The following is a 24,073-nucleotide window of genomic DNA, read 5'->3' on the forward strand; positions in this document are numbered from 1 at the left end:
GTCCATTAGGCCATGCGACGGCTATTCTGGTGACCACAGTCCGAGCGGCGCGCCCAGACCGCCGTCGTCCAGAAAGTCCGACACCATGGCCCGCACGTCCCAACGAACCCTTCGAGATCTCGCCTCGATCGGCGAGCACGTCCGAAACTGGCGCAAGATCCACGGCCTCACCGCACAACTCGTCGCGGATCGCGCCGGCATCACCCGTACCACCCTGCGCAGCATCGAGAACGGCACGGGCACCGTCAGCCTGGAGAACACCCTCGCGGTGCTCCGGGTACTGGGGGTGGCCGACGCCGTGGTCGGTGCGACAGATCCGTTGACCACCGAGCTGGGGCGCTTCCACGCCGAACGCACCCTGCCGCAGCGCGTGCGGATCCCCGGCTGAGGAGCACCGAACACTACGTGAGGAGTTGAGCCGCCGTGGCGATCCGTGTCGAACTCCAACTGCCCGGCGGCCGGCAGGTGCACGCCGGTGATCTCGACCTGCACCTCAACACGGGCGGAGCGCTCGTCGGCAGTACGTTCCGGTACGACGACGCCTACCTCCGCACTCCCGGCGCCTACGCGCTGTGCCCGGAGCTGCCGCTGACGCCCGGCCCGATCCCCTCCGCGGGCGACCGGCCGATGTTCGGCACGTTCGCGGACTGTCAGCCCGACCAGTGGGGCCGCACGCTCCTGTTCCACGCGGAACGGAACAGTGCCCGCGCCGAGGACCGCGCCTCCGTGCGGCTCACCGAGAAGGACTTCCTGCTCGGGGTGCAGGACGCGACCCGGCTCGGCGCGTTGCGGCTCTCGCTCGACGGCGGCGAGACGTTCCTGGCACCACCCCGCAGCGACGTCCCGGAGCTCGTGGACCTGCCCGCGCTGACCGAGGCGGCGGACGCCGTCGCCGACCACCGCGTGTCGGACCAGCACCTGCGGCTGCTGGTGGCCGCGGGCACGTCGATGGGCGGAGCGAGGCCGAAGGCCACCGTGAGCGACGCCGACGGCGAGCTGTGGATGGCGAAACTTCCCCGCCGGACCGACCGCTGGGACGTCCAGGCGTGGGAGTACCTCACGCTCCGGCTCGCGTCCCGCGCGGGCATCGAGGTCCCCGTGGCACGGCTGCACCGGGTCGACGGGGATCGCGGCCGCCACAGCATCCTGCTCACCCGGCGGTTCGACCGGCTGTCCGACGGCCGGCGGATCGGGTTCCTGTCGGCGGAGTCCCTCGTGCAGAAGGCGTTCTTCGAGACGATCGACTACCGCACGCTGGCCGAGACGCTGGCCGACCACTCCGGCAGGCCCAGCGCGGACGGGCACGACCTGTTCCGCCGTGTCGCGTTCACCCTGCTCGTGCGCAACGTGGACGACCACATGAAGAACCACGGCTTCCTGCGCCGGGCCGACGGCTGGTCGCTGGCTCCGCTGTTCGACGTCAACCCGGACCCGTTCTCCGTAGCGGAGTCCACGCCGTTGCGGCCGATGGGCAACCGCATCGAGCGGGAGGTCCGGGTGCTGCTGGAGACGTGCGGCAGCTACGGGCTGCGGCCCGACGACGCGCGCCGGGTGGTCTCCGAGGTCTCGGACGCGACGGCCGGCTGGGCCGGTCTGGCCCGTGAGCTGTCGCTGCCCGAGGGTGAGATCGCGCTCATGGCGGAAGCCTTCGAGAACCCGAACCGCACGGAGGCGCGGGACCTGGCTGCCTAACCTCGCCGCCGGCGGTGCCGGGGCAGCGGAGCCGGGGACCGGCGGGTCCGGTGGGTCAGCGGGTGGCCGCCCTGGCCGCCGCGGCCACCTCACCCAGGACGACCGCGTCGATCAGCTGCTTCGCCCAGTCCAGGATCTCCGCACCGCGCAGCGGCCGCCCGCCCAGGCGCGCCGTGGTCGGGAACGGGACGAGGAACGCCCGGATCCCCGGCTTGAGGATGGTGCCGGGGTACAGACGCTTCAGACGCAGCGCCTGCGACTCGGCCAGGTCCACCGGCGCGAACCGGACGTACTTGCCCTGGGCCGTGACGTCCGTGAGACCGGCCGTGCGGGCATGGTTGCGGAACGCGGCGACGTCGAACAGCGCCGAGGCGACCTCCGGCAACGTGCCGTACCGGTCGACGAGCTCCGCCCGGACCTCGGAGAGCGCGGCGTCGTCGTGCGCGGTGGCGATCTTCTTGTACGCCTCGAGACGCAGTCGCTCGGTGGCGATGTAGGTCTCGGGCAGGTGGGCGTCGACCGGGAGCTCGATGGTGACCTCGGGCGCCTCCTCCTCGCGGTCGCCCCGGAAGGCGGCCACGGCCTCTCCGACCATCCGCACGTAGAGGTCGAAGCCGACTCCGGCGATGTGGCCCGACTGCTCCCCGCCGAGCAGGTTTCCGGCGCCGCGGATCTCCAGGTCCTTCATGGCGATCTGCATGCCGGCCCCGAGGTCCGTGTGAGCGGCCATGGTGGCCAGGCGGTCGTGGGCCTGCTCCGTGAGCGGCTTCTCCGGCGGATACAGGAAGTAGGCGTACGCGCGCTCCCGCCCGCGGCCCACGCGCCCGCGCAGCTGATGCAGCTGGGAGAGCCCGAGAACGTCCGCGCGCTCCAGGATGAGCGTGTTCGCGTTGGAGATGTCCAGCCCTGTCTCGACGATCGTGGTGCACACCAGGACGTCGAGCTCCTTCTCCCAGAAGGCGCGGATGACCTGGTCGAGCTGGTGCTCGCTCATCTTGCCGTGCGCGACGCCGATGCGCGCCTCGGGCACCAGCTCGTTCAGCCTCGCCGCCGCGCGGTTGATGGACTCGACCCGGTTGTGCACGTAGAACACCTGGCCCTCGCGCAGCAGCTCGCGGCGCAGCGCGGCGGCGATCTGCTTCTCCTCGTAGGCGCCGACGTACGTGAGCACGGGATGGCGCTCCTCGGGCGGGGTCGCGAGCGTGGACATCTCGCGGATTCCCGTGACCGCCATCTCCAGGGTGCGCGGGATCGGCGTGGCGGACATCGCCAGCACGTCCACGTTGGTGCGCAGCTGCTTGAGCGTCTCCTTGTGCTCGACGCCGAACCGCTGCTCCTCGTCCACGATCACCAGCCCGAGGTCCTTGAACCGGACCGCGCCGGTGATCAGCCGGTGGGTGCCGATGACGACGTCGACCGAGCCCTTCCGCAGGCCGTCCACCACCGCCTCGGACTCCTTGTCCGACTGGAAGCGGCTGAGCGCCTTCACGGTCACGGGGAACCCGGCATACCGGTCGGAGAACGTCTCGAAGTGCTGCTGCACCAGGAGCGTGGTGGGGACGAGCACGGCCACCTGCTTGCCGTCCTGCACCGCCTTGAACGCGGCGCGCAGTGCGATCTCCGTCTTGCCGTAGCCGACGTCACCGCAGATCAGCCGGTCCATCGGGACCTGCTTCTCCATGTCCGCCTTGACCTCGTCGATGGACGCGAGCTGGTCCGGCGTCTCGACGTACGCGAACGCGTCCTCCAGCTCCCGCTGCCACGGCGTGTCCGGGCCGAACGCGTGGCCCTGGGTGGCCATCCGCGCGGAGTAGAGGCGGATGAGCTCGCTCGCGATCTCCTTGACGTGCTTGCGGGCGCGGGCCTTGGTGTTCTTCCAGTCGGCGCCGCCCATCCTGTTGAGGCTGGGGGCCTCGCCACCGACGTACTTGGTGACCTGGTCGAGCTGGTCCGTCGGCACGAACAACCGGTCGCCCGGCTGGCCGCGCTTCGACGAGGCGTACTCGATCACGAGGTACTCCCGGGTGGCGCCGTTCGCGCCCCCGCCGAGGCTCCGCTGCACCATCTCGATGAACCGCCCGACGCCGTGCTGCTCGTGCACCACGTAGTCGCCCGCCCGCAGCTGCAGCGGGTCGACGACGTTCCGGCGCCGGCTCGGCATCTTCCGCATGTCCCGGGTGCCGGCGCCGCCGGCCCGTCCGGTCAGGTCCTGGTCGGAGAAAACGGCCAGCCGCAGCTCCGGAGCCACGAAACCGCGGCCCACCCCGCCGGCGACGACATGGACGACGGCCGGCTCCGGCTCGGCCTCCATCGACGACTCCAGCCGCGCGGCGGTACCCGCCTCCGACAGCTGCTCGCTCATGCGCTTGGCGGGTCCGTGCCCTTCGGTCGTGAGCACGAGGGTCCAGCCGGACTTCTGCAGCGCGTCGACCTCGCGCAGCGCCCGCGCGAAGTCGCCCCGGTAGGACTCCACGTCGCGTGCGCCGACGGTGAAGACCTCCCCCACCGGATTGATCACCCGATCCTCCGACGGGCCGGCGGGTCCGGCCGCGGGGGCGTCCTCGGACCGGTCCTGCTCCGCTCCGCCGTCGCCGGACAGCTGCGTGAGCTCCGTGTCCTGGCCGAACGACGACAACGTCCACCAGCCCAGACCGCGACGGGCCGCGACGGCCCGCGTTTCGGCGAGAGTCGCGAACGACGCCGCCGACAGGTCCGCTCCGCCCTCGGCCGACAGCGGGACCGACCCACCCGCGGCAGCGCCGACCCAGGCCGCCTCCAGGAACTCCTGGGTGGTCGCGACGAGGTCATGGGCGCGGCGCCGGACCCGCTCCGACTCGTTGAGGATCAGCAGCGCGTCGTCCGGCACGAGGTCGAGGACGGGCACCATGCGGTCCACCAGCAACGGCGCGAGGGATTCCATCCCTTCCGCGGGCGAGCCGTCCGCGAGCTTCTCCAGCATCTCGGCGGCACCGGGCAACGCCTCGACGAGGCCCGCCGCACGCTCCCGGACGGCATCGGTCAGCAGGATCTCGCGGCACGGCGGAGCCCACAGCCCGCGGTCGGCGATCTCCAGGGAGCGCTGGTCCGCGACGGCGAACCAGCGGATCTCGCTGACCTCGTCGCCCCAGAACTCGCACCGCAGCGGGTGGTCCTCGGTGGGCGGGAAGACGTCCAGGATGCCGCCGCGCACGGCGAACTCACCACGGCGCTCGACCATGTCGACGCGGGTGTAGGCGGCGTCGGTCAGCCGCTGGGCAACGTCGGTCAGATCGGCCGTGCCACCGCTCGCGAGCGAGACCGGGGCGAGCTCGCCCAGACCCTCCACCACCGGCTGGAGCAGGGCCCGAACCGGCATGACGACCACACGGAGCGGACCCGCCTGGCCACGCTCCTCGGACGGGTGGGCGAGCCGGCGGAAGACGGCCAGCCGGCGGGCGACCGTGTCGGCGCGCGGGCTGAGCCGCTCGTGCGGCAAGGTCTCCCACGCGGGCAGCACCGCGACGTCGTCCTCGCGTCCCCCGGGCAGGTAGGTCCGCACCGCGGCGGCGAGCTCGTCCGCCTCACGCCCCGTCGCGGTGACCACCACGAGGGGCCGCCGTTCCGAGGCGGCCGCCAGGAGCGCGGGCCGCACGCCGGCAGGTCCGACGACATCGGCCTCGCCGCGCGCGCCGACGTGCTCGACGGCGGCCGCGACGCCGGGATCGGCGAGCAGGAGCGGGAGCAGACCGGTGAGATGCATCGGGGTCCTTACGACGGTGCGGATACGGGGTACGACGCGACGCCGGGCGACGGCGCCCTCCAGGGACCGGCCGGGCCCACGGCATCAGCGGGCACACGACGACCGGCCCACTTCTCCCCTGCGGAGGGGTGGATGGGCTGTGAACAGCGTAGCGCTCGACACCGACATCGACCGGAGGTTGCCGCGGTCGCTACGATCACAGGCGATGTCCACCCAGCCCCGCGAGTTCTCGTCCAGATCCGATGCCCTCCGGGAGATCCCGCGACCGCGCATCGCGTGGGCCGATGCCGCACGCGGCCTGGCGATCTGCCTCGTGGTGCTGTACCACGCGACGAACTGGACGGCCGGCACCGGGTACGACGTCAGTGTGCTGCGCGAGTTCAACGAGCCGTTGCGCAGTCTGCGCATGCCGCTCTTCTTCACGGTGGCCGGGATGTTCGCGGCGAAGTGGGTGGCGGCGTCGTGGTCCACGCTGCTGCGCGGCAAGATCTTCTACTTCGCGTGGGTGTTCGTGCTGTGGGAGCCGATCACGCTCGTGGTGCGGCTGGTCACGGGCTACTACAAGGTTCCGGACGCCGACTGGTCCACCCTGACCGGGGACCTGGCCTGGTCCCTGCTGATCCCCCGGTCGGAGCTCTGGTTCATCTGGACGCTGGCGGCCTTCTTCCTCGCGGCCCGGCTGCTGCGTCCTCTCCCGGCGTGGGTGCAGATCCTCGCCGCGGCCGGCGTCAGCGCCTGGGCCCTGGCGGGCTGGGAGCCCGAGAGCATCGCCTATCGCGGCGCGGCGCAGTTCATCGTGTTCTTCCTGGTGGGGCTTCATCTGCGGCCGTTCGTCGAGGAGTACGCCGCCCGGCTGCGGTGGTGGACCGGCCTGCTGGTCGTCGGGGCGTGGTACGGCGTGACGTGGCTGGTTCAGGCGTACGGGCTGGAGCCGGTACCGGGGGCCTACCTGCTGGCGAACGTCGTCGGGTCGATGGCGGGCATCGCGATCAGCGTCGCACTCGCACGGCTCGTCCCGGGGCTGGGCTGGGTCGGTGCGCGGACCCTGCCCGTGTACGTCACGCACACGCCGCTCATCCACACGATCCTCTGGGTCTACTGGTCGAACGGCATCTGGGTCCCGGTCCCGCAGTCCCAGTGGATGCCGCTGTTCATGGCGATGACCATCGTCGCCACGGCTCTGGCGCTGGACGCCGCCACCCGTCGCATCGGCCTGGGCTGGATCTGGGGACCACCCCGCCGCTGGCTCGCCACTCCCTGACGCGGAGCGTACATCTTGTACGACTCTTCCGATTTGCGCCAGCTCTTGTTAAAGTTTGGGTCAGTTATCGGGGGCCGACAACGTCGTCGGCCCCCGCTCCGACCCAGGAGGCGACGTGCGACGTCCACGACGAACGGCAACGTTGACCATCATGGCCCTGGTGACCTGCCTCGGCGCGGCGGGTCTCGCGACACCCGCGACCGGCGCCGTCGGGGTCTTCCCCGATCCCGTCCTCCCCCAGCCGGAGTCCGGGCTCAACCTCAGCGGAGAGCCGTTCACCGGCACGACGCCCGACGGCAGCGTGCGCGGCTACGTCGACGCGCACAGCCACCTGTTCATGGAGGACGGCATCGGCGGCGCGGCCCTGTGCGGCAAGGTGTTCTCCGCGCACGGCATCGCCGACGCGCTGCAGGACTGCGACGCGCACGGCCGGCACGGCGGAACCGCGCTCCTGGAGAACCTCACGCGCCACGGTTCCCCGTTCGGCACGCACGACACGACGGGCTGGCCGACCTTCGCCGACTGGCCCGCCCACGACTCCCTCACGCATCAGCAGATGTACTACCGCTGGGTGGAGCGCTCGTGGCGCGCCGGGCAACGGGTGCTGGTCAACCAGCTCACCAGCAACGGCCTCCTGTGCTCCGTCAACCCGGGCACGCACCAGGACTGCGACGAGATGGCGGCGATCCGTCTGCAGATCGACGACGCGTACGCGCTGCAGGACTTCGTCGACGCGCAGTACGGCGGGCCCGGCGAGGGCTGGTTCCGGATCGTCACGGACAGTGCGCAGGCACGCCAGGTCGTCGCGGAGGGAAAGCTCGCCGTGGTGCTCGGGGTGGAGACCTCCGAACCGTTCGGGTGCAAGCAGACGCTCCGCGTGTTCGACGGGTGCACGCGGTCCGACATCTCCGCCGGCCTCGACGAGCTGTACGACCTCGGTGTCCGGTCCATGTTCGTGTGCCACAAGTTCGACAACGCGCTGTGCGGGGTGCGGTTCGACTCCGGGGCGACGGGGACGTTCGTCAACGCGGGCCAGTTCCTCAGCACGGGCACGTTCTGGCGGGTGGAGTCGTGCCCGGCGGACCAGCCGCACGACAACAACCCGGGCAACGTCGAGCTGCCCGACGAGCTCGACTGGCTCCCCGTACCACCGCGCTACCCGTCCGGCACGGTCTGCAACAGGTACGGGCTCACGGCGAAGGGCGAGTACCTCGTCGCGGAGCTGATGGAGCGCGGCATGCTGATCGAGGTGGACCACATGTCGGCCAAGGCGGCGGACCGGACGCTCGACCTCCTGGAGGACGCCGGCTACGGCGGCGTGCTCTCCACCCACTCGTGGACCGACGAGCGGAGCCTCGACCGCATCTACGCGCTGGGTGGCTTCGCGACCATGTACGGGCACGACGCCGAGGAGTCGGTCGCGGAGTACGAGCGGACGGCTGGTGCGCGGGCACGGCACGGCGTGGCGGGAGTGGGCTTCGGCTTCGACATGAACGGCTTCGGCGGCACCCCGGGCCCGTCGGACGGCCGGGTCGTCTACCCCTTCACCTCGCTCGACGGCGGCTCCGTCCTCGACCGGCAGGTCACGGGCGAGCGCGTGTGGGACGTCAACACCGACGGCGTCGCCCACTACGGCCTGGTGCCCGACTACCTGGAGGACCTGCGCGTCACGGGCGGCGAGGCCCTGACGGACGACGTGCTACGGGGCGCGGAGTACTACCTGCGCACCTGGGAGGCGGCGGAGTCGGACGCGAGGAGCTGACCCGGCGACCGGTGCGCCCCGCAGAGGCGTACCACCCGGTGCGGTCATGCCGTTCCGGTCGCCGGCTGCGCGGCCGGCGGCCGGAACGGCATGACAGCGAGCACGGGCTCTCACGGCTTCGCCGGGTGGAACCTTCCCTGCGCGGCCAGGAGGCCCTCCGTGATCAGGAGCTCGACCGCGTCCGCGGCGTCGTCCACGAAGATCGGGAGCTCCTTGCGCTCCGTACCGGTGAAGTCCCGCAGCACGTAGTCGGCGGTGTCCATGCGGCCCGGAGGGCGGCCCACACCGACCCTGACGCGGTGGTACTCGCGGGTACCGAGCGCCTTGGTGATGTCCCGCAGCCCGTTGTGGCCACCCTCGCCACCACCGATCTTCAGCTTGATCGTGTCGAACGGGATGTCGACCTCGTCGTGCACGACGGCGATGCGTGCGGGCTCGATGCCGTAGTACTGGGCGAGCGTGCTGACCGGGCCGCCCGAGACGTTCATGTACGTCGAGGGCTTGGCGAGGACGGCCCGGGGGCCGGGCCGGCCACCGGGCAGCACGCCGAGCCGCACGTCGGCGGCCACGGCCTGCGCCCGGCCGTGCCGGGCGAACCTGCCGCCCGAGCGCTCTGCCAGCAGGTCGAGCACCATCTGGCCCACGTTGTGCCGGTTCCCGGCGTACTTCGGACCCGGATTACCGAGCCCGACGACGAGCCATGGCTGATCGGTCATCGGTTCAGACACCCTGACGGATCAGGCCTCCGCGGACTCCTCGGCGCCCTCGCCCTCGGCCTCCTCGTCGGCGGCGGCCTCGCCGCGCGGCTCGGTGATGAGAACGACGGCCTGCTCCGGGTCCGTCAGCAGCGAGGAGCCCGCCGGCAGCTGGACGTCCTTCGCGTACACGTGCGAGCCGGACGCGAGCCCCTCGATCGACACGTCCACCGACTCCGGCAGGTGCGTCGCCTCGGCCTCGACCGACAGGGTCTGGGCCTCGACCAGGTGGATCGTGCCCGGGGCGGAGTCGCCGACGATGTTCACGGAGATGTCGACGGCGATCTTCTCGCCGGCACGCACGACGAGCAGGTCGATGTGCTCGATGACGTTCCGGACCGGGTCACGCTGCACGTCCTTGGCGACGGCGAGCTGCCCCTTGCCGTCCAGCTCGATGCTGAGCAGCGCGTTCGAGTGGCGCATCGCCAGCATCGACTCGTGGCCCGGCAGCGTCACGTGCACCGGGTCGGTGCCGTGGCCGTAGAGCACGGCGGGAATCTTGTTGTCGCGGCGGATACGGCGCGCGGCACCCTTACCGAACTCGGTGCGGGGCTCGGCGACAAGCTTGATCTCGGACACGGGAGTAACTCCTGAGGGTGATGTCGGACTATCTCGGGCGAGCGGCTGCGTCGGCGTGGGACGGGCGACGGACGCGGAGCGCGCGAGCTCGCTGCGTAGCGGTTGACCCAGTGGGTCACCGACTCACCGCCCAGTCGATCACGGACTGCGGCGCGTGCGGAACATGTCCGTCGCGGCCGTCCGACGTCCCTCGCCGAGGCAACCTGACTACTGTACCCGCTTGTCGGTGCCCGATGCACCGAGGAGACCGTCATGGGACTGCGAGGAGGACAGCGTGTCCCCGAACGGCGGCTGGGTCCGCCGCGGGCGGTACACCACCTGGGAGTGGAAGACGAACCGCAGCAGGAACGCCACCACGAGCAGCACCGCCTGCACCAGCACCGGCCACGCTCCCGTGGCCGCCACGATCCAGACGAAGATCGGCAGCCGGATCGCCGCCTCCGTGCCGTTGAAGGCGAACGAGTGCGCCAGCCGCGACCAGAACCCGAGCCGCCCCAGCCCGAGCAGGTCCCGGAACACCAGCCGTTCCTGCAGCGCGAAGTTGAGGGCGATCGTCACGACGGCGGCGATCACCGCCGCCCAGGCGTGGTGCATCCCCGCGAGATCGTTGAGGGCCCACAGGATGAGCACGTTCCACACCGCGCCCATCCCGCCGATGATCGCGAACCGTGACATCCGCCCGAACCGCAGTGAGGCGAGCTGCTCCAGGTAGCGCAGTCCCATCCGGAGCGTCGCCTTCGACCTGCCCGCGTACCGCTCGCCGAAGACGAACGGCTCCTCGCCGACCGCCAGTGCGCGCTTGCCGCGTGCGAGCACCTCGAGCAGGATCTTGAACCCGCGTGGCCGCAGCGTGTCCAGGTCGAGCGCCGCGACGCGGACGGCGAAGAACCCGGTCAGAGGGTCGGTCACGTTCCGCAGCCGAAGCGGGAACATCGACCGCGCGAGCAGCGCGGAGCCCGTGGACACCGCTCGGCGCCAGTAGCCGTCGAGCCCGCCGGCATCCCCTCCGCCGATGTATCGCGAGGCGACGACGACGTCGAGGCCGGACTCCTGGCCCCGCCGCGCGAGCACGGGGGCGAGCTCCGGCGGGTGCTGGAGGTCACCGTCCATCACGACGGCCCACTCCGTCCCGACCGACCGCAGCCCTTCGACGACCGCGCCGCTCAAGCCGCCGTCGGGCGCCTCGCGGTGGATCATGCGGACCGGGAGGCCGCCGCGAGCGGCCTGCTCCGCGCTCACGCGCTCGATGACCGACGGCGTGTCGTCGCGCGAGTCGTCGACGAACAGCACGCCGGCGCCGGGGGTGCTGCCCAGCGCCTCGTCGAGCCGGCGCACGAGTTCGACGATGTTCGGCCCCTCGTTGAACGTGGGGACCACGACGGTGATGGCCACGGAGCCTCCTGGACAGGTCTGTGTCACAGAACGGTCCACCCTCGACCAGGTTCGAGTCAACTCCCGAGCGGGTACGAACCGTTTTGTTTACCCGGCGGTCGTCACGCGTTCCCGTCGAACAGGCTCGTCACGGACCCGTCCGTGAAGACCTCCTTGATGGCGGTCGCGATCAGGGGCGCGATCGACAGCACCGTCAGCGAGTCGAAGCGCTTGGACGCCTCGATCGGCAGGGTGTCGGTCACCACCACCTCGGTGGCCCCGCAGTCCGCGAGCCGCTGCGGCGCCGGGCCGGAGAGCACACCGTGCGTCGCCGCGACGGTCACCGACCGGGCCCCCGCCGCCATGATCACCTTGACCGCCTCGGCGATCGTGCCGCCGGTGTCGATGAGGTCGTCGACCAGGACGCAGTCCTTGCCCTCCACGTCACCCACCACCCTGTTCGCGACGGCCTGGTTCGGGCGCGTCACGTCACGGGTCTTGTGCACGAACGCCAGCGGTCCGCCGCCCAGTTTGCTCGCCCAGATCTCCGCGACGCGGATGCGGCCGGCGTCGGGCGACACCACCGTCACGTTGTCCACGTCCACGCGCGTGCGCACGTAGTCCACGAGGATGGGCAGGGCCCACAGGTGGTCGACCGGGCCGTCGAAGAAGCCCTGGATCTGCGCGGTGTGCAGGTCCACGGACATCAGCCGGTCCGCACCCGCGGTCGCCAGCAGGTCGGTCATGAGCCGGGCCGAGATCGGCTCGCGGCCGCGTCCCTTCTTGTCCTGCCGGGCATAGCCGAGGAACGGCGCGACCGCCGTGATCGTGTGCGCGGAGGCGCGCTTCGCGGCGTCGACCATGAGCAGGTGCTCCATGATCCACTGGTTGATCGGTGCGGTGTGCGACTGGAGCAGGAAGATGTCCGCTCCGCGGATCGACTCGCTGAACCGGACGTACGTCTCGGTGTTGGCGAAGTCGTAGGCGCTGACCGGGAGCAGGTCGACGCCGAGCTCCTTGGCCACGTCCTGCGCCAGCTCGGGGTGCGCGCGCCCGGACGCGACGACGAGCGGGCGCTGGATCTGGCGCAGGGCGGTGGTGGGCATGTCAGTGGGCCTCTCGTTCCTGGTCGGTGTGTCCGGCATCGGCAGGGTGTGCGACGTCGGACGTGGTGCCGCGGTGCGTCGCGTCACCCTCGGCGTCGGCGGACGCGGCCGACTGGGCGACCGCGTCGACCGGGACGCCCCGGGCGGCGGACTCCGCGGCCTCGGCCGCCGCGGTGCCGGGCCGTCGGCGCGCCACCCAGCCCTCGATGTTGCGCTGCTCGGAGCGCCCGACGCCGAGCGCGCCCGGGGGCACGTCGCGGACGATGACCGAGCCGGCGGCCGTGTAGGCGCCGTCGCCCACGGTCACCGGCGCGACGAACATGTTGTCCGCCCCGGTGCGCGCGTGCGCCCCGATCACGGTCCGGTGCTTGTGCACGCCGTCGTAGTTGACGGTCACCGATGCCGCGCCGATGTTGGTGTGCTCCCCGATCTCGGCGTCGCCCAGGTAGCTGAGGTGGGGCACCTTCGCGCCCTCGCCGATCCGTGCGTTCTTCGTCTCGACGAAGCCGCCGATCTTGCCCCGAGCGCCCAGGACGGTGCCGGGACGCAGGTAGGAGAACGGCCCCACGCTGGCACCCGCACCGACCACGGCGAGCTCCGCGTGGGTCCGCACCACGGAGGCGCCGTCGTGCACCTCGGTGTCGCGGAGCGTCGTGTCCGGGCCGATGGTCGCGCCCTCGCCGACCCTCGTGGCCCCGTGCAGCTGGGTACCGGGCAGGAGCGTCACGTCGGCAGCGAGCTCGACGTCCACGTCGACCCAGGTCGTCGCCGGATCCACGACCGTGACGCCCTCCCGCATCCAGTGCTCCAGGGTGCGCCGGTTCAGCTCCGCACCGAGAGCCGCGAGCTGCACGCGGTCGTTGACGCCCTCGACCGACATGGCGTCGTCGGTCATGATCGCGCGGACCGACCCGCCTTCCCCGCGGGCGAACGCGACGACATCGGTCAGGTAGACCTCGCCCTGCGCGTTCGCACGGTCCAGGCTCGCGAGCCCGCGGCGCAGGGTGGCGGCGTCGAACACGTACGTGGACGTGTTGATCTCGCGCACCTCGAGCTGCTCGGGCGTGGCGTCCTTGTGCTCGACGATCGCCTCCACCTGGCCGTCCGCACCCCGCACGATGCGCCCGTAGCCCGTGGCGTCCGGCAGCCGCGTGGAGAGGATCGTCACCGCGTCGCCCTCGGCATGGTGGGTGGCGAGCAGCTGCCCCAGGGTGCCGCCGTCGAGCAGCGGGACGTCACCTGCGAGGACCACCACCGCGCCCTCGATCTCGCCCAAGGCCTCCATCGCGCACTCCACCGCGCGGCCCGTACCGGGCACGTCGTCCTGGTCGACGACGCGTGCCCCCGGGTCCAGCTCCGCGATGCGAGCGGCGACGAGGTCGCGCTCGTGGCGCACGACGACGGCGAGCTGCGCCGGGTCGAGCGCTCGCGCGGCTGCGATCGCGTGCCCGACCATCGGCCGCCCGCCCACGGGATGAAGGATCTTCGGAAGGCGGGACCTCATCCGCGTGCCCTGCCCGGCCGCCAGGACGACGACGGCGGCCGGCCGATGTGTTTCCGTGCTCACGCTCCGCCCCCAGGGCTCGAACCTGGACCAAGGGCACCAAAAACCCGTGTGCTGCCGATTACACCAAGGCGGACCGGTGCGCGCGGCGGAGCACCGCCCCGAGCCCGGGTCCCGCACCCCGAGGACGCTCCAGAGCACCATCGGGGTCCACGAGGACCGGCGGGCCGGGCAGGCAGACCGCCGTCCCGTACCGTGGCCCAGTCTGCCAGGTCGCCGGGGGTGCGTGCGGCGACCGGCGGTGTCTGCCCGGACACACGGCACAATGTTCACCATGGCACCCGACTCCCGACGCACTCCGCGACCCCGCATGACCGCGAGCCAGCGTCGGGAGCAGCTGCTGTCGGTGGCGCGGGAACTGTTCGCCTCCAAGGGGTTCGACGGCACGAGCGTCGAGGAGATCGCCGCCCGGGCCGAGGTCTCCAAGCCGGTGGTGTACGAGCACTTCGGCGGCAAGGAAGGCGTGTACGCGGTGATCGTGGACCGCGAGGTGCAGGAGCTCACCACGGCGCTCACCGGAGCGCTCGACGCCGGCGGCCACCCCAAGGTGCTGCTGGAGCGTACGGCGCTCGCCCTGCTGGACTACATCGAGGACAGCGAGGACGGCTTCCGGATCCTCGTCCGGGACTCGCCCGTCGCGCAGGCGACCGGTACGTTCTCCAGCCTGATCGGCGACGTCGCGACGCAGGTGGAGCACATCCTGACCGAGCAGTTCCGGATCAACCGGCTCGACCCGCGCACCGCGCCGCTGTACGCGAACATGCTCGTGGGCATGATCGCGCTGACCGGCCAGTACTGGCTCGACCACCGCGCGACGAAGAAGTCGGAGGTGGCGGCGCACCTGGTGAATCTGGCGTGGAACGGGCTGAGCCGCATGGAGAAGAAGCCGTCCCTGATGAGGCGGCCCTGACCCGCGACCGGCCGGGCCGGTCAAGACTCTTGATGTCAAGACACTTCGGGTAGTCTCGCGCCATGGAGGAGTCCCCCAGCGGTTCGTTCCCGGGGCCGCACGACGACGGCCGCCGGGGTACGGTGCCCGGCTCGGCCGCACCGGGCGCCACCGAGCTCGACGCCCCGCACGACGAGGTGGACCGCATCGTCGCGGCCTGGCTGCGGGTGCGTCCCGACCTCGACCTGGAACCACTGACCGTGTTCAGCCGGATCTCGCGCCTCGCCCGGCATCTCGACCTGGCCCGCCGCCGGGCGTTCGCACGGCGCGACCTGGAGATCTGGGAGTTCGACGTGCTCTCGGCGCTACGCCGCGCCGGCGAGCCCTACCGGCTCTCCCCCGGTGCGCTCGTCCAGCAGACGCTCGTCACCAGCGGCACCATGACGAACCGCATCGGTCGTCTCGCCGAACGCGGCTTCGTCGAGCGCCACCGCTCCCCCGACGACCGCCGCGGGGTCCAGGTGGAACTCACCCCCGCCGGCCTGAAGCAGGTGGACGCCGCGATGGCGGACCTCCTCGCCGTCGAGGCGGACGTCCTGTCCGCCCTCGGCAAGAACGACCGCCCGAACCTGGCGGGCCTCCTGCGCACCCTGGCGACCCAGTTCGAGGAATAGGCCACTGCCTACCCGCGCGATGCCGGCGCACGGACGCGCACGGTCGCGAGCACCAGGGCTGCGGCCATGATCGTCAGCACGGCGAGGAGCACCAGCAGCGGAACGTTCCAGTCCCCGGCGGCGTCGTGCACCGCGAACATGACCGACGGCCCGGTGAAGGCGACCACGTACCCGCACGCCTGGACCGCCGCGGCCATGCGCCGGGCGGCCACCGCGCTTCCCGCCCGCTGCGCCACGACGGTGAAGATCACGGCGAAGTTCCCGCCCTGCGCGAAACCGGCGAGGGAGCACCAGAGCGCCCACCAGCCGGGCGCGAACAGCAGCCCGAGCGGCAGGGACAGCCAGCAGGCGGTCACCACGGCGGACGCGACCCCGAGCGGAAGCCGCAGCGCGTGGGTCGCCGGCAGCACGAGCGACCCGAGGATCGCGAGCCCCTGGAACAGCGACGCCGCGACCCCCGCCTCGGCGGGGGTGAATCCGATCCGGTCACCGAGCAGTTCGGGCAGCACACCGGTCACCGCGAAGTAGGAGAACGACTGCCCGACGAACGCCACGGCCAGCACCCACGTGATGGGCCGGCGCAGCACCCGGTCGGCGGGCCTCGCGGACGCCGCCCCGAAGCCCTCCGCCGGTGGCCCCGGCGCGGGGCGAGCGCCGTCGGACGGTTCCGCCGGGGACCTGCCGCGGATGACCCACGCCCAGCAGACGAGCGCGACCACCGCGAGGACGGACCACGCCGCGAGCGCCGCCTGCCAGCCGAGCCAGGTCGCCAGGGGGACCGCCAGCGTCGTCGTGAACACCGAGCCGAGGTTCATCGAGGCGGTGTACAGGCCGGTCGCCACGGCGGCCCGGCGGGCGAAGTCGTGGACGACGATCACGGGTGCGGCGACGTTGCCGATGGTGATCGCGGCGCCGATGACGGCTGTTCCGGCCACGGCGATCCAGGTGCCGGCCGCGCCGGTCGCGGCGGAGCGCACGAGCGTGCCGGCCAGCACGCCGGCGACGGCGACCGTCATGGCGCGGTAGGGGCCGATCCGGCCGATGAGCCACGAGGCCACGGGGGCGAACAGGGCGAAGCAGAGGATGGGCAGGCCGGTGAGCAGCCCGGCCGCCACGGAGGACATCTCCAGACCGGCGGCGACGTCGGGCAGGACGGGCGGGACCGCGGTGATGGGGGCGCGGAAGTTCAGTCCGACGACGAGGAGGGCGACGAGCAGGGCACCGGTCGAGACGGCGCGGCGGGAGGGAGAGGAGCTCACGATGGGCCCCATTGTGTCCGACGGCGGCGCCCGGCTGCCGCGCACGTCCGGCGCGCCGGGTGCGCACGGCCGGACTGTCGGCGGACGGTTGCCGGCCGGTCGGCGGCCCTAGTACGCGACCTCGGGACGGAAGATCTGGCTCAGTTCCGTGTGGGTGGTGAGCCAGTTCTGGTAGGTGGACCGGCGGGCTGCGGGGGCGGACTCGTCCATGACGCGTTCGACGACGTCGGGCGCAGTGACGCCGGAGAGTTCCGAGACCAGTTGTGCCGAGTGGGCTCCCCAGGCGGCGAAGATCTCCGGCGCGCCCGGACCGGGGCCGAGGAGCACCGGCGACGACGCGCGCCGGGCGAAGGCCCGGAGGGCGGCAGCGTGCGGCCCGGCGAACGGCGCCTCGGCGATCACGCAGGCGATGTCCTGCAGGAGTCCCGCCGCGGCGACGGCGGCGCCGCCCGCGCCGGCACGGCCCAGGACCGCCACGCGGGAGGGGTCCACGCCGGGCAGGGACCGCACCTCCTGGACGGCGCGCACGGCGTCCGCCGAGATCTCGCGGTTGTAGGGATCCTGCGGGTCGCCGTCGTGCCGCATCTCGACGACGAGGTGCACATAGCCCGCGGACGCGGGCCAGGTGTGGTCACGGGCCTTGCCGAGGCCGCCGGGCGGCACGAGTTCCACCACGCCCGGCAGGGTGCCCGGCTTCTCGGTCGGCGTGACGAACCAGCCGTGCAGGGGATGGTCCCCGAGCCCGGGCAGGGTCACCGCGTCGGTCGCCAGGCCTCCGGCGGCGGGCCGCTCCGGCTCGAGCCGGGTGGCGGCCTTGGTCCGTGACCGGACGAGCAGGTCGGACCGGAAGTCGTCGAACCGGGGCGGTTCGTCGACGGCCGGGGGCGCGGCAGGCGCGAGTGCGACCGGGGGGATGTCGAACTCGGACACGGTGGGAGTCCCTCCGTTGGGCGGGTGTTGCGCCTGGCAGCGTACTGCCGTTCGGCGCGCGCCCCTACCCGTGCGGGGACTGTCGCAGGTGCTCGCGCAGGAACTCCAGGTGCCGCGCGAAGCGGTACCCCTCGCCGCCCTCGTGCCCGTTGTACGGGTAGACGTCGATCCGGGGCGGCTCCGTCGCCGCGCTCCCCGACCCGGTCCCCCAGGCGTTCCGTGCCGCGTACACCGTGGACGGCGGGCACACGTCGTCCATCAGCGCGGTGGAGAAGAGCGCCGGGGCGTGCGCGCGCCGCGCGAACGAGACCCCGTCCAGGTAGGAGAACGTGCGCCAGGTGCGCTCCTCGGCCTCCGGCGCGCGGTGGACGTGGAGGTAGCGCGTGATCTCGCCGTAGGGCATGGCGTCGGAGATCTGCACGGCTCGCCGGTAGTGGCAGAGGAAGGGGACGTCGGGCATCGCGGCGGCCACGTCGCCGAGCAGGCCGGCGACGGCGATCGTGATCCCTCCGCCCTGGCTGACGCCCGTGACGGCCACGCGTTCCGGGTCGATGCCGTCGATCACGCGGACGGCGTCGACGGCGCGCACGCCGTCGGTGAAGACACGGCGGTAGAAGTGGTCGTGCGCATCTTCGATGCCGCGCGTCATGTACCCGGGGACGGTGGGCCCCGCGCCCACCGGGTCGGGTGTCGCGCCGCCGCCGCCCCAGCCCGAGCCCTGGCCGCGCGTGTCCATCATGAGGTGCGCGTAGCCCGCTGCCGCGAAGCCCAGGTGTTCGTGCGGCAGCCCGCGGCCGCCGTTGTAGCCCTGGTACTGGACGACGGCGGGCAACGGGCCGGTGGCGTGCGCGGGGCGCGTGAGCCAGGCCTTCACGGGGTGCCCGCCGAACCCGGGAAAGGTGACGTCGTCGACCGTGACCTGGGTCAGGCCGGTGTCGACACGTTCCAGCCGTGGAACGCCCCCGCCCGGCAGGGCGTCGCCGGCCGCGCGGGCCCCCGCGACGGTGCGGGCCCAGAAGTCGTCGAAGTCGTCGGGTTCGTCGATCTCGGGCGCGTACCGCTCGAGCTCGGCGCGGGGCATGTCGAACTGGGCCACTGGTACCTCCTGCGTCACTGCGGAAAGCGTTGTCTGTCCGCTCCTGCGCCCGTGAGCATATCCGCGGCCGGCCCGCGGCGGACCGGCCATCCCGCGACGGCGAATAACCTTGCGGGGTGGCACATCTTCTCGGCGCCGACGGCATCTCCCTCCGGATCGCTACCCGCTCCCTGCTCTCCGACGTCTCCCTCGGGCTGGACGACGGCGACCGGGTGGGCGTCGTCGGCCCCAACGGCGCCGGCAAGTCCACGCTGCTGCGGATCCTCGCCGGGCGTTCCGAGGCCGACGCCGGCCGGGTCACGCGGGTGGGCGGCTCCACGCTCGGCATGCTCGACCAGCGCGACGACGTGCCCGACGGCGTCACCGTTCTCGATCTCGTGCACGGGTCGGCCGACACCCACGAGTGGGCCTCCGACCCCCGCGTCCGTGCCGTGCACGAGGGCCTGCTCGCCGATCTCGACCTGGGCACCCCCGTCAACACCCTGTCCGGCGGCCAGCGCCGCCGGGTCGCGCTCGCCGGGCTGCTCGCGGACGACCCGGACGTGCTGCTGCTCGACGAGCCCACCAACCACCTCGACGTGGAGGGTGTGGCCTGGCTCGCCGGCCACCTGGCCGACCGGTACGGCCGCCCGGGGGCACGCGGGGCGCTCGTCGTCGTGACGCACGACCGGTGGTTCCTCGACGCCGTCTGCACACGGACGTGGGAGGTGCGCGGCGACGGCTCGGGCGCCGTGGACGGGTACGACGGCGGCTACGGGGCGTACATCCTGGCGCGCGCCGAGCGCGCCCGGCTGGCCGCCGCGGCCGCCGAGAAGCGCGACAACCTGCTGCGCAAGGAGCTCGCGTGGCTGCACCGGGGCGCGAAGGCCCGCTCCTCCAAGCCGAAGTTCCGGCTCGACGCCGCCGCCGCGCTCATCGCCGACGAGCCACCGCCGCGCGACTCGATGGAGCTGACGCAGATGGCGACCCGGCGGCTCGGCAAGGACGTCCTCGACCTGGAGGACGTGACGGTCGTCCTGCCGCCGCGGCTGCCGGACGCGCCGGGCTCGGAGCCCGGGCGGGTGCTGTTCGACCACGTGACGTGGCGGCTCGGTCCCGGGGACCGGTACGGCGTGGTCGGCGTGAACGGCGCCGGGAAGACGACGCTGCTCGCGCTGCTCACCGGGCGCCGCGTCCCGGACTCCGGCCGGGTGCGGCGCGGCAAGACGATCGAGGTGGCACAGCTGAGCCAGGAGGTGCACGAGCTCGACGAGCTCGGGCACCTCACCGCCGTCCAGGTGGTCGAGCGCGAACGTGGGCGGATCGAGATCGACGGCAAGGAACTCACCGCGGCGCAGCTCACCGAGCGCCTCGGGTTCACCCGGGAGCGCGCGTACACCAAGGTGGAAAGCCTGTCCGGCGGGGAACGGCGGCGGCTCCAGCTGCTGCGGCTGCTCGTCGCCGAGCCCAACGTGCTGCTGCTCGACGAGCCGACGAACGACCTGGACACCGACACCCTCGCGGCGCTGGAGGACCTGCTCGACGGGTGGCCGGGGACTCTGGTGGTCGTGTCGCACGACCGGTACCTGTTGGAGCGGGTGGCGGATCGGCAGGTCGCTCTGCTGGGGGACGGCAAGATCCGGGATCTGCCCGGGGGTGTCGAGGAGTACCTGGCGTTGCGGCGGGGGGCTCGGGCTGGGGCGGCGGCAGGACCGCAGGCCCCGCGCGCGGACCCGTTCACGGGCCCCGAGGGGCCCTCCACCTCGGGAAGGGTGACGTCCGCGCGCGGGGCCTCCGACCCTGCCGCCTCGCACGGGACGTCGACGTCGGGCGCGGAGCCGGGGGGCGGTGGAGTGAGGCCAGGGGCTCCGGTGCGGACACAGGCGGAGATTCGGGTGGCGAAGAAGACGATTTCTCGGATCGAGCGGCGGTTGGAGAGAATCGCGGAGGAAGAGGCTCAGCTCCACGGGGACATGGTGACCCAGGCGACCGACTTCGAGGCCGTCGGAAGGCTGGACGCACGTCTGAAGGAACTGGCCGCGGAGAAGGGTGAGCTCGAGACGGCCTGGCTCGAGGCTGCGGAGGTGGCCGGATGACCCTGGAAGACGATGTCGACCGCACGATCGTCAGCGCGCTGCGGGCGGACGGTCGCACCACGCTCGCGGCGCTCTCCGAGGCGACGGGGCTCTCGCTCTCGGCGGTGCAGGTCCGGGTACGCAAGCTCGAGTCGCGCGGCGTGATCTCCGGGTACCGCGCGGTGGTCGACCCGGAGGCCATCGGCTTGCCGCTCACCGCGTTCATCGAGATCACGCCGCTCGACCAGGCGCAGGAGGACGACGCCCCGATGCGGCTGCGGGAGCTGCCCTGGATCGAGGCCTGCTACTCCGTGGCGGGCAACGCGAACTACCTGCTCCTGGTTCGCGTGCCGTCCCCGCGTGAGCTGGAGGGCCTGCTGGGCCAGATCCGCCGCACGGCGCAGGTCAGCACCCGCAGCACGGTGGTCCTCCAGACGTACTTCGAGGGCCGGCCGGTCGAAGCCTCCTGACCACTCCGGAGAGCGGCGTGGCCGCCGCGGCCACGGAGGGTGTCGCCGCGTGGCGGCCGGGCGCGCCTCCTCCGGGCGGTCCGGGGGGATTGCTAGTCTCATGGGGAAATAACGGCATTCTTCCAAGGAAACCGGACCATGGTGAGCTCGAGGACCTGGCTGCAGCTCGGCGGCGGTGTCATCCTGGCCGCGCTCGTCACGGCCGCGTTCCTGCAAGGACGTGCCGCCGAGGACACCTGGACCGCCAACGACCCCGTCGGGGACTGCGGCACCGGTGCACTGGGAGGCGAGATCGGGCGTGACAGCGGCGGCGAGGTCCTGGCCGCCCAGAACGTCCTGTCCGCCACCCACGCCCTGGAACCGGCGACCAGCAGCTGGGACGCCGACTCCGAGGCGGCCGTCCGCGCGTTCCAGGCATGGACCGGCCTGCCGCCGGACGGGTGCGTCAACACGAACACCTGGGTGACGATGCGCGCCCTCGTCGTGCCGGTGTGCGCGCCCGAGTACCGGTGCCAGGGGCCGGACCAGCTTCTGCACTGGGGGCCGGCGCGCGAGTCGCGCGACGCCTGGTTCCTCGACGCCGACTGCGACTGGGCCTCGTGGGTGCTGCCCGGCATCGCCCAGAGCCCCGTCGCGTCCAGGACGCCGTACGAGTTCTCGCGCGAGCCGCTGACCGAGCTGCGATGCGAGGGATGACGGGGGCCGCGGCATGACGATGATCACCGACTACCGCAAGGCGACCCGGCGCAACGAGCTGGTCCTCGGTGGAGCCGTCGGGCTCGTCGTCGTCCTCGCCGTCGTGGCCGTGACGCTCCTGATCACGATGGGCGGCGAACCCGAGCCACCGCCGGAGGGCGCCCCCGACGCCCGGGAACTGACGGCGGACACCTGTGCGGCCGGCCTGCGGCAGCCGGCCTGGGTGCCGGAGGGCGTGATGCGGGCCCAGGTCGCGTGCCCGGAGGACATCTCCCGCCGGGTCGGCGACAGCACGTCGCCCGACCGGCTGGGCACGTGGATCGTCTACGACCTGCACGGGCCGGCGAACGAGGAGACCGTGCCGGGCGCCGCCCCGGGCTCGTGGCCGCAGGCCGAAGTCGAGTCCGGTGCGATCCACCCGGCGACGACGATCACCTACGTCGCTTACCCCGGCTCGGAGAAGCTCTCGTCCGAGCTCGGGGGCGGAACGGTCGAGGTCGCCTGGATGGACTTCCCCGAGGGCGGGGGCGACGCACGCGTGACCCGCGTCGAGAACAACGGCTACGGCCCCGTCCGCGTGGAGTGGACGGACGACGGCGGCTCGTACCTGCTCCTCACCGTCCTCGGCCGTACTCCGGACGGCCGCTCGGGCGTGGGGGTCGAGGACCTGCTCCGCATGGCGGGCAGCCTCGCCGGCTGAGCCCGCCGGAACCACCACGGAAATCGCCCGTGCCGCACCTCGCACCGACAACAGAAATTGTCCCGTGAAGGGCTGTACGCACGGAAACTTCTCCCGTAACGTGACGGGCATGACTGAGACGATCCTCTCCCCCTCCGAGGCGCTCCCCACCCTTCGCGAGCACCTCCTGGTCGACGGGTTCGACCTTGTCCTCGACCTCGAGAAGTCCCACGGCTCCACGCTCGTCGACGCGCGTGACGGCCGCGAGTGGACGGACCTGTTCACGTTCTTCGCCTCCTCGGCGCTCGGCATGAACCACCCCGCCCTGGTGGAGGACCCGGAGTTCCTGACCGACCTGACCCGCGCCGCCCTCAACAAGCCCTCGAACTCCGACGTCTACAGCGTCGAGATGGCGCGGTTCGTCGAGACGTTCGCGCGCGTTCTCGGCGACCCGGCGCTCCCCCACCTGTTCTTCGTCGACGGTGGGGCGCTGGCCGTCGAGAACGCCCTCAAGACCGCCTTCGACTGGAAGTCCCGGCACAACGAGGCGCACGGCCGCTCCCCCGAGCTGGGCACCAAGGTGCTGCACCTGGAGCACGCCTTCCACGGCCGGTCCGGCTACACGATGTCGCTGACCAACACCGAGCCGGGCAAGGTGGCCCGGTTCCCCAAGTTCGACTGGCCGCGCATCCCCTCCCCGTACCTCGCCGAGGGCCGCGACATGGACGCCGTGGAGACCGCCGCGCTCGACGCCGCGCGTGCCGCGTTCGAGGCGAACCCGCACGACATCGCCTGCTTCGTCATGGAGCCCATCCAGGGCGAGGGCGGCGACCACCACTTCCGCCCGTCGTTCCTGCGGGGCATGCAGGCCCTGTGTCACGAGTTCGACGCCCTGTTCGTCCTCGACGAGGTGCAGACCGGCGTCGGCATGACCGGCACCGCCTGGGCGTACCAGCAGCTCGACGTGCGGCCCGACGTCGTGGCCTTCGGCAAGAAGGCCCAGGTCTGCGGGATCATGGCCGGCGGCCGCGTCGACGACGTGCCGGACAACGTGTTCGCCGTCTCCAGCCGCATCAACTCCACGTGGGGCGGCAACCTCACCGACATGGTGCGGTCCCGCCGCATCCTCGAGGTCGTCGAGTCCGAGGGGCTGATCGAGCGCGCGGCGCGGATGGGCGAGTCCCTGATGGCCGGTTTGCACGACCTCGCGCGCCGTCACCCCGCTCTCGTGTCGGACGTCCGCGGCCGCGGCCTCATGTGCGCGCTGAGCCTGCCGTCACGCGAGGTGCGCGACGCCGTGCTGGCGTCCGTCACCGACGACGGCGTCCTGCTCCTGGGCTGCGGCACCCGCTCGGTGCGCTTCCGCCCGGCGCTGACCGTGGACGAGAACACCCTCGCCCACGGCGTCCAGATCCTCGACAAGGCACTGGCGAGCCAGGGTTCGTAAGAGTTCGCGCGGCCAGGTGATGCGGTCGGCTGGTTGTCGGCCAGGGTCGG

Annotated in this window: 20 protein-coding genes and 1 tRNA gene; 11 read left to right on the forward strand and 10 right to left on the reverse strand. The window is 72.3% G+C overall.

The features are described 5' to 3' along the window. The first annotated feature begins 85 nt into the window (after positions 1–85). Together J0911_RS19740 and J0911_RS19745 are read left to right on the forward strand one after the other, a co-directional pair. On the forward strand, positions 86–388 hold the full coding sequence (locus J0911_RS19740) for a helix-turn-helix domain-containing protein (protein ID WP_207277221.1): 303 nt from the start codon (positions 86–88) through the stop codon (positions 386–388). A gap of 35 nt (positions 389–423) precedes the next feature. Next, on the forward strand, positions 424–1,692 hold the full coding sequence (locus tag J0911_RS19745) for a type II toxin-antitoxin system HipA family toxin (protein ID WP_207277222.1): 1,269 nt from the start codon (positions 424–426) through the stop codon (positions 1,690–1,692). 55 nt (positions 1,693–1,747) lie between these two features. On the opposite strand, the gene mfd is transcribed toward J0911_RS19745, so the two are convergent. Beyond that, on the reverse strand, positions 1,748–5,431 hold the full coding sequence (mfd, locus tag J0911_RS19750) for a transcription-repair coupling factor (protein ID WP_207277223.1): 3,684 nt from the start codon (positions 5,429–5,431) through the stop codon (positions 1,748–1,750). Positions 5,432–5,636: 205 nt separating this feature from the next. Between mfd and J0911_RS19755 the strand changes: the two genes are divergently transcribed. Then, on the forward strand, positions 5,637–6,692 hold the full coding sequence (locus J0911_RS19755; RefSeq protein ID WP_207277224.1) for an acyltransferase family protein: 1,056 nt from the start codon (positions 5,637–5,639) through the stop codon (positions 6,690–6,692). A 151-nt stretch (positions 6,693–6,843) separates the two neighbouring features. After that, positions 6,844–8,454: an amidohydrolase family protein gene (locus tag J0911_RS19760; RefSeq protein WP_207277225.1), complete on the forward strand. Its 1,611-nt coding sequence runs from the start codon at positions 6,844–6,846 to the stop codon at positions 8,452–8,454. Positions 8,455–8,564: 110 nt separating this feature from the next. Here the strand turns inward: J0911_RS19760 and pth are convergent, their stop codons facing one another. The 6 genes from pth to J0911_RS19790 form a co-directional block, all read right to left on the reverse strand. Continuing rightward, on the reverse strand, positions 8,565–9,170 hold the full coding sequence (pth, locus tag J0911_RS19765; protein ID WP_207277226.1) for an aminoacyl-tRNA hydrolase: 606 nt from the start codon (positions 9,168–9,170) through the stop codon (positions 8,565–8,567). A gap of 21 nt (positions 9,171–9,191) precedes the next feature. Further along, positions 9,192–9,788 carry a 50S ribosomal protein L25/general stress protein Ctc gene (locus tag J0911_RS19770; RefSeq protein WP_207277227.1) on the reverse strand — a complete coding sequence of 199 codons (597 nt, stop codon included), beginning with the start codon at positions 9,786–9,788 and terminating at the stop codon, positions 9,192–9,194. Between the two features lie 207 nt (positions 9,789–9,995). Beyond that, entirely contained in the window at positions 9,996–11,180 is a 1,185-nt protein-coding gene (locus tag J0911_RS19775) for a glycosyltransferase (RefSeq protein ID WP_207277228.1), read from the reverse strand. Between the two features lie 101 nt (positions 11,181–11,281). After that, positions 11,282–12,265, reverse strand: a complete 984-nt coding sequence (locus J0911_RS19780) for a ribose-phosphate diphosphokinase (protein WP_207277229.1) — start codon at positions 12,263–12,265, stop codon at positions 11,282–11,284. A 1-nt stretch (position 12,266) separates the two neighbouring features. Then, complete coding sequence (gene glmU, locus J0911_RS19785; RefSeq protein WP_242637070.1) at positions 12,267–13,769, reverse strand: bifunctional UDP-N-acetylglucosamine diphosphorylase/glucosamine-1-phosphate N-acetyltransferase GlmU; 1,503 nt, start codon at positions 13,767–13,769, stop codon at positions 12,267–12,269. Positions 13,770–13,833: 64 nt separating this feature from the next. Further along, a tRNA-Gln gene (locus tag J0911_RS19790) sits at positions 13,834–13,905 on the reverse strand. Between the two features lie 234 nt (positions 13,906–14,139). On the opposite strand from J0911_RS19790, the gene J0911_RS19795 reads away from it, so the two are divergent. After that, on the forward strand, positions 14,140–14,739 hold the full coding sequence (locus J0911_RS19795) for a TetR/AcrR family transcriptional regulator (protein WP_207277281.1): 600 nt from the start codon (positions 14,140–14,142) through the stop codon (positions 14,737–14,739). 62 nt (positions 14,740–14,801) lie between these two features. Further along, positions 14,802–15,392: a MarR family winged helix-turn-helix transcriptional regulator gene (locus J0911_RS19800; protein WP_207277231.1), complete on the forward strand. Its 591-nt coding sequence runs from the start codon at positions 14,802–14,804 to the stop codon at positions 15,390–15,392. 8 nt (positions 15,393–15,400) lie between these two features. Here J0911_RS19800 and J0911_RS19805 read toward each other — a convergent pair whose 3' ends face one another. The 3 genes from J0911_RS19805 to J0911_RS19815 all read right to left on the reverse strand — a co-directional run bounded on the left by J0911_RS19805 (position 15,401) and on the right by J0911_RS19815 (position 18,677). Beyond that, entirely contained in the window at positions 15,401–16,651 is a 1,251-nt protein-coding gene (locus J0911_RS19805; RefSeq protein ID WP_307865188.1) for an MFS transporter, read from the reverse strand. Positions 16,652–16,759: 108 nt separating this feature from the next. Continuing rightward, complete coding sequence (locus J0911_RS19810; protein WP_207277233.1) at positions 16,760–17,581, reverse strand: acetylxylan esterase; 822 nt, start codon at positions 17,579–17,581, stop codon at positions 16,760–16,762. A 64-nt stretch (positions 17,582–17,645) separates the two neighbouring features. Next, a complete protein-coding gene (locus J0911_RS19815) occupies positions 17,646–18,677 on the reverse strand; it encodes an acetylxylan esterase (protein ID WP_207277234.1) in 1,032 nt (343 codons plus the stop codon). 116 nt (positions 18,678–18,793) lie between these two features. Here J0911_RS19815 and J0911_RS19820 point away from each other — a divergent pair, with 116 nt between their 5' ends. The 5 genes from J0911_RS19820 (at position 18,794) to lat (ending at position 24,023) form a co-directional block, all read left to right on the forward strand. Further along, positions 18,794–20,752: an ABC-F family ATP-binding cassette domain-containing protein gene (locus J0911_RS19820; protein ID WP_207277235.1), complete on the forward strand. Its 1,959-nt coding sequence runs from the start codon at positions 18,794–18,796 to the stop codon at positions 20,750–20,752. Between the two features lie 2 nt (positions 20,753–20,754). Continuing rightward, positions 20,755–21,201, forward strand: coding sequence for an Lrp/AsnC family transcriptional regulator (locus tag J0911_RS19825; RefSeq protein WP_278186886.1), 447 nt, complete (start codon positions 20,755–20,757; stop codon positions 21,199–21,201). A gap of 138 nt (positions 21,202–21,339) precedes the next feature. Continuing rightward, positions 21,340–21,897: a peptidoglycan-binding domain-containing protein gene (locus J0911_RS19830; RefSeq protein WP_207277237.1), complete on the forward strand. Its 558-nt coding sequence runs from the start codon at positions 21,340–21,342 to the stop codon at positions 21,895–21,897. A 13-nt stretch (positions 21,898–21,910) separates the two neighbouring features. Continuing rightward, positions 21,911–22,597, forward strand: coding sequence for a hypothetical protein (locus J0911_RS19835; RefSeq protein ID WP_207277238.1), 687 nt, complete (start codon positions 21,911–21,913; stop codon positions 22,595–22,597). Between the two features lie 109 nt (positions 22,598–22,706). After that, positions 22,707–24,023 carry an L-lysine 6-transaminase gene (lat, locus tag J0911_RS19840; RefSeq protein ID WP_207277239.1) on the forward strand — a complete coding sequence of 439 codons (1,317 nt, stop codon included), beginning with the start codon at positions 22,707–22,709 and terminating at the stop codon, positions 24,021–24,023. The last annotated feature ends 50 nt before the right edge of the window (positions 24,024–24,073 follow it).

Source organism: Myceligenerans salitolerans, assembly GCF_017349295.1.
GTDB classification, from domain to species: Bacteria; Actinomycetota; Actinomycetes; order Actinomycetales; family Cellulomonadaceae; genus Myceligenerans; species Myceligenerans salitolerans.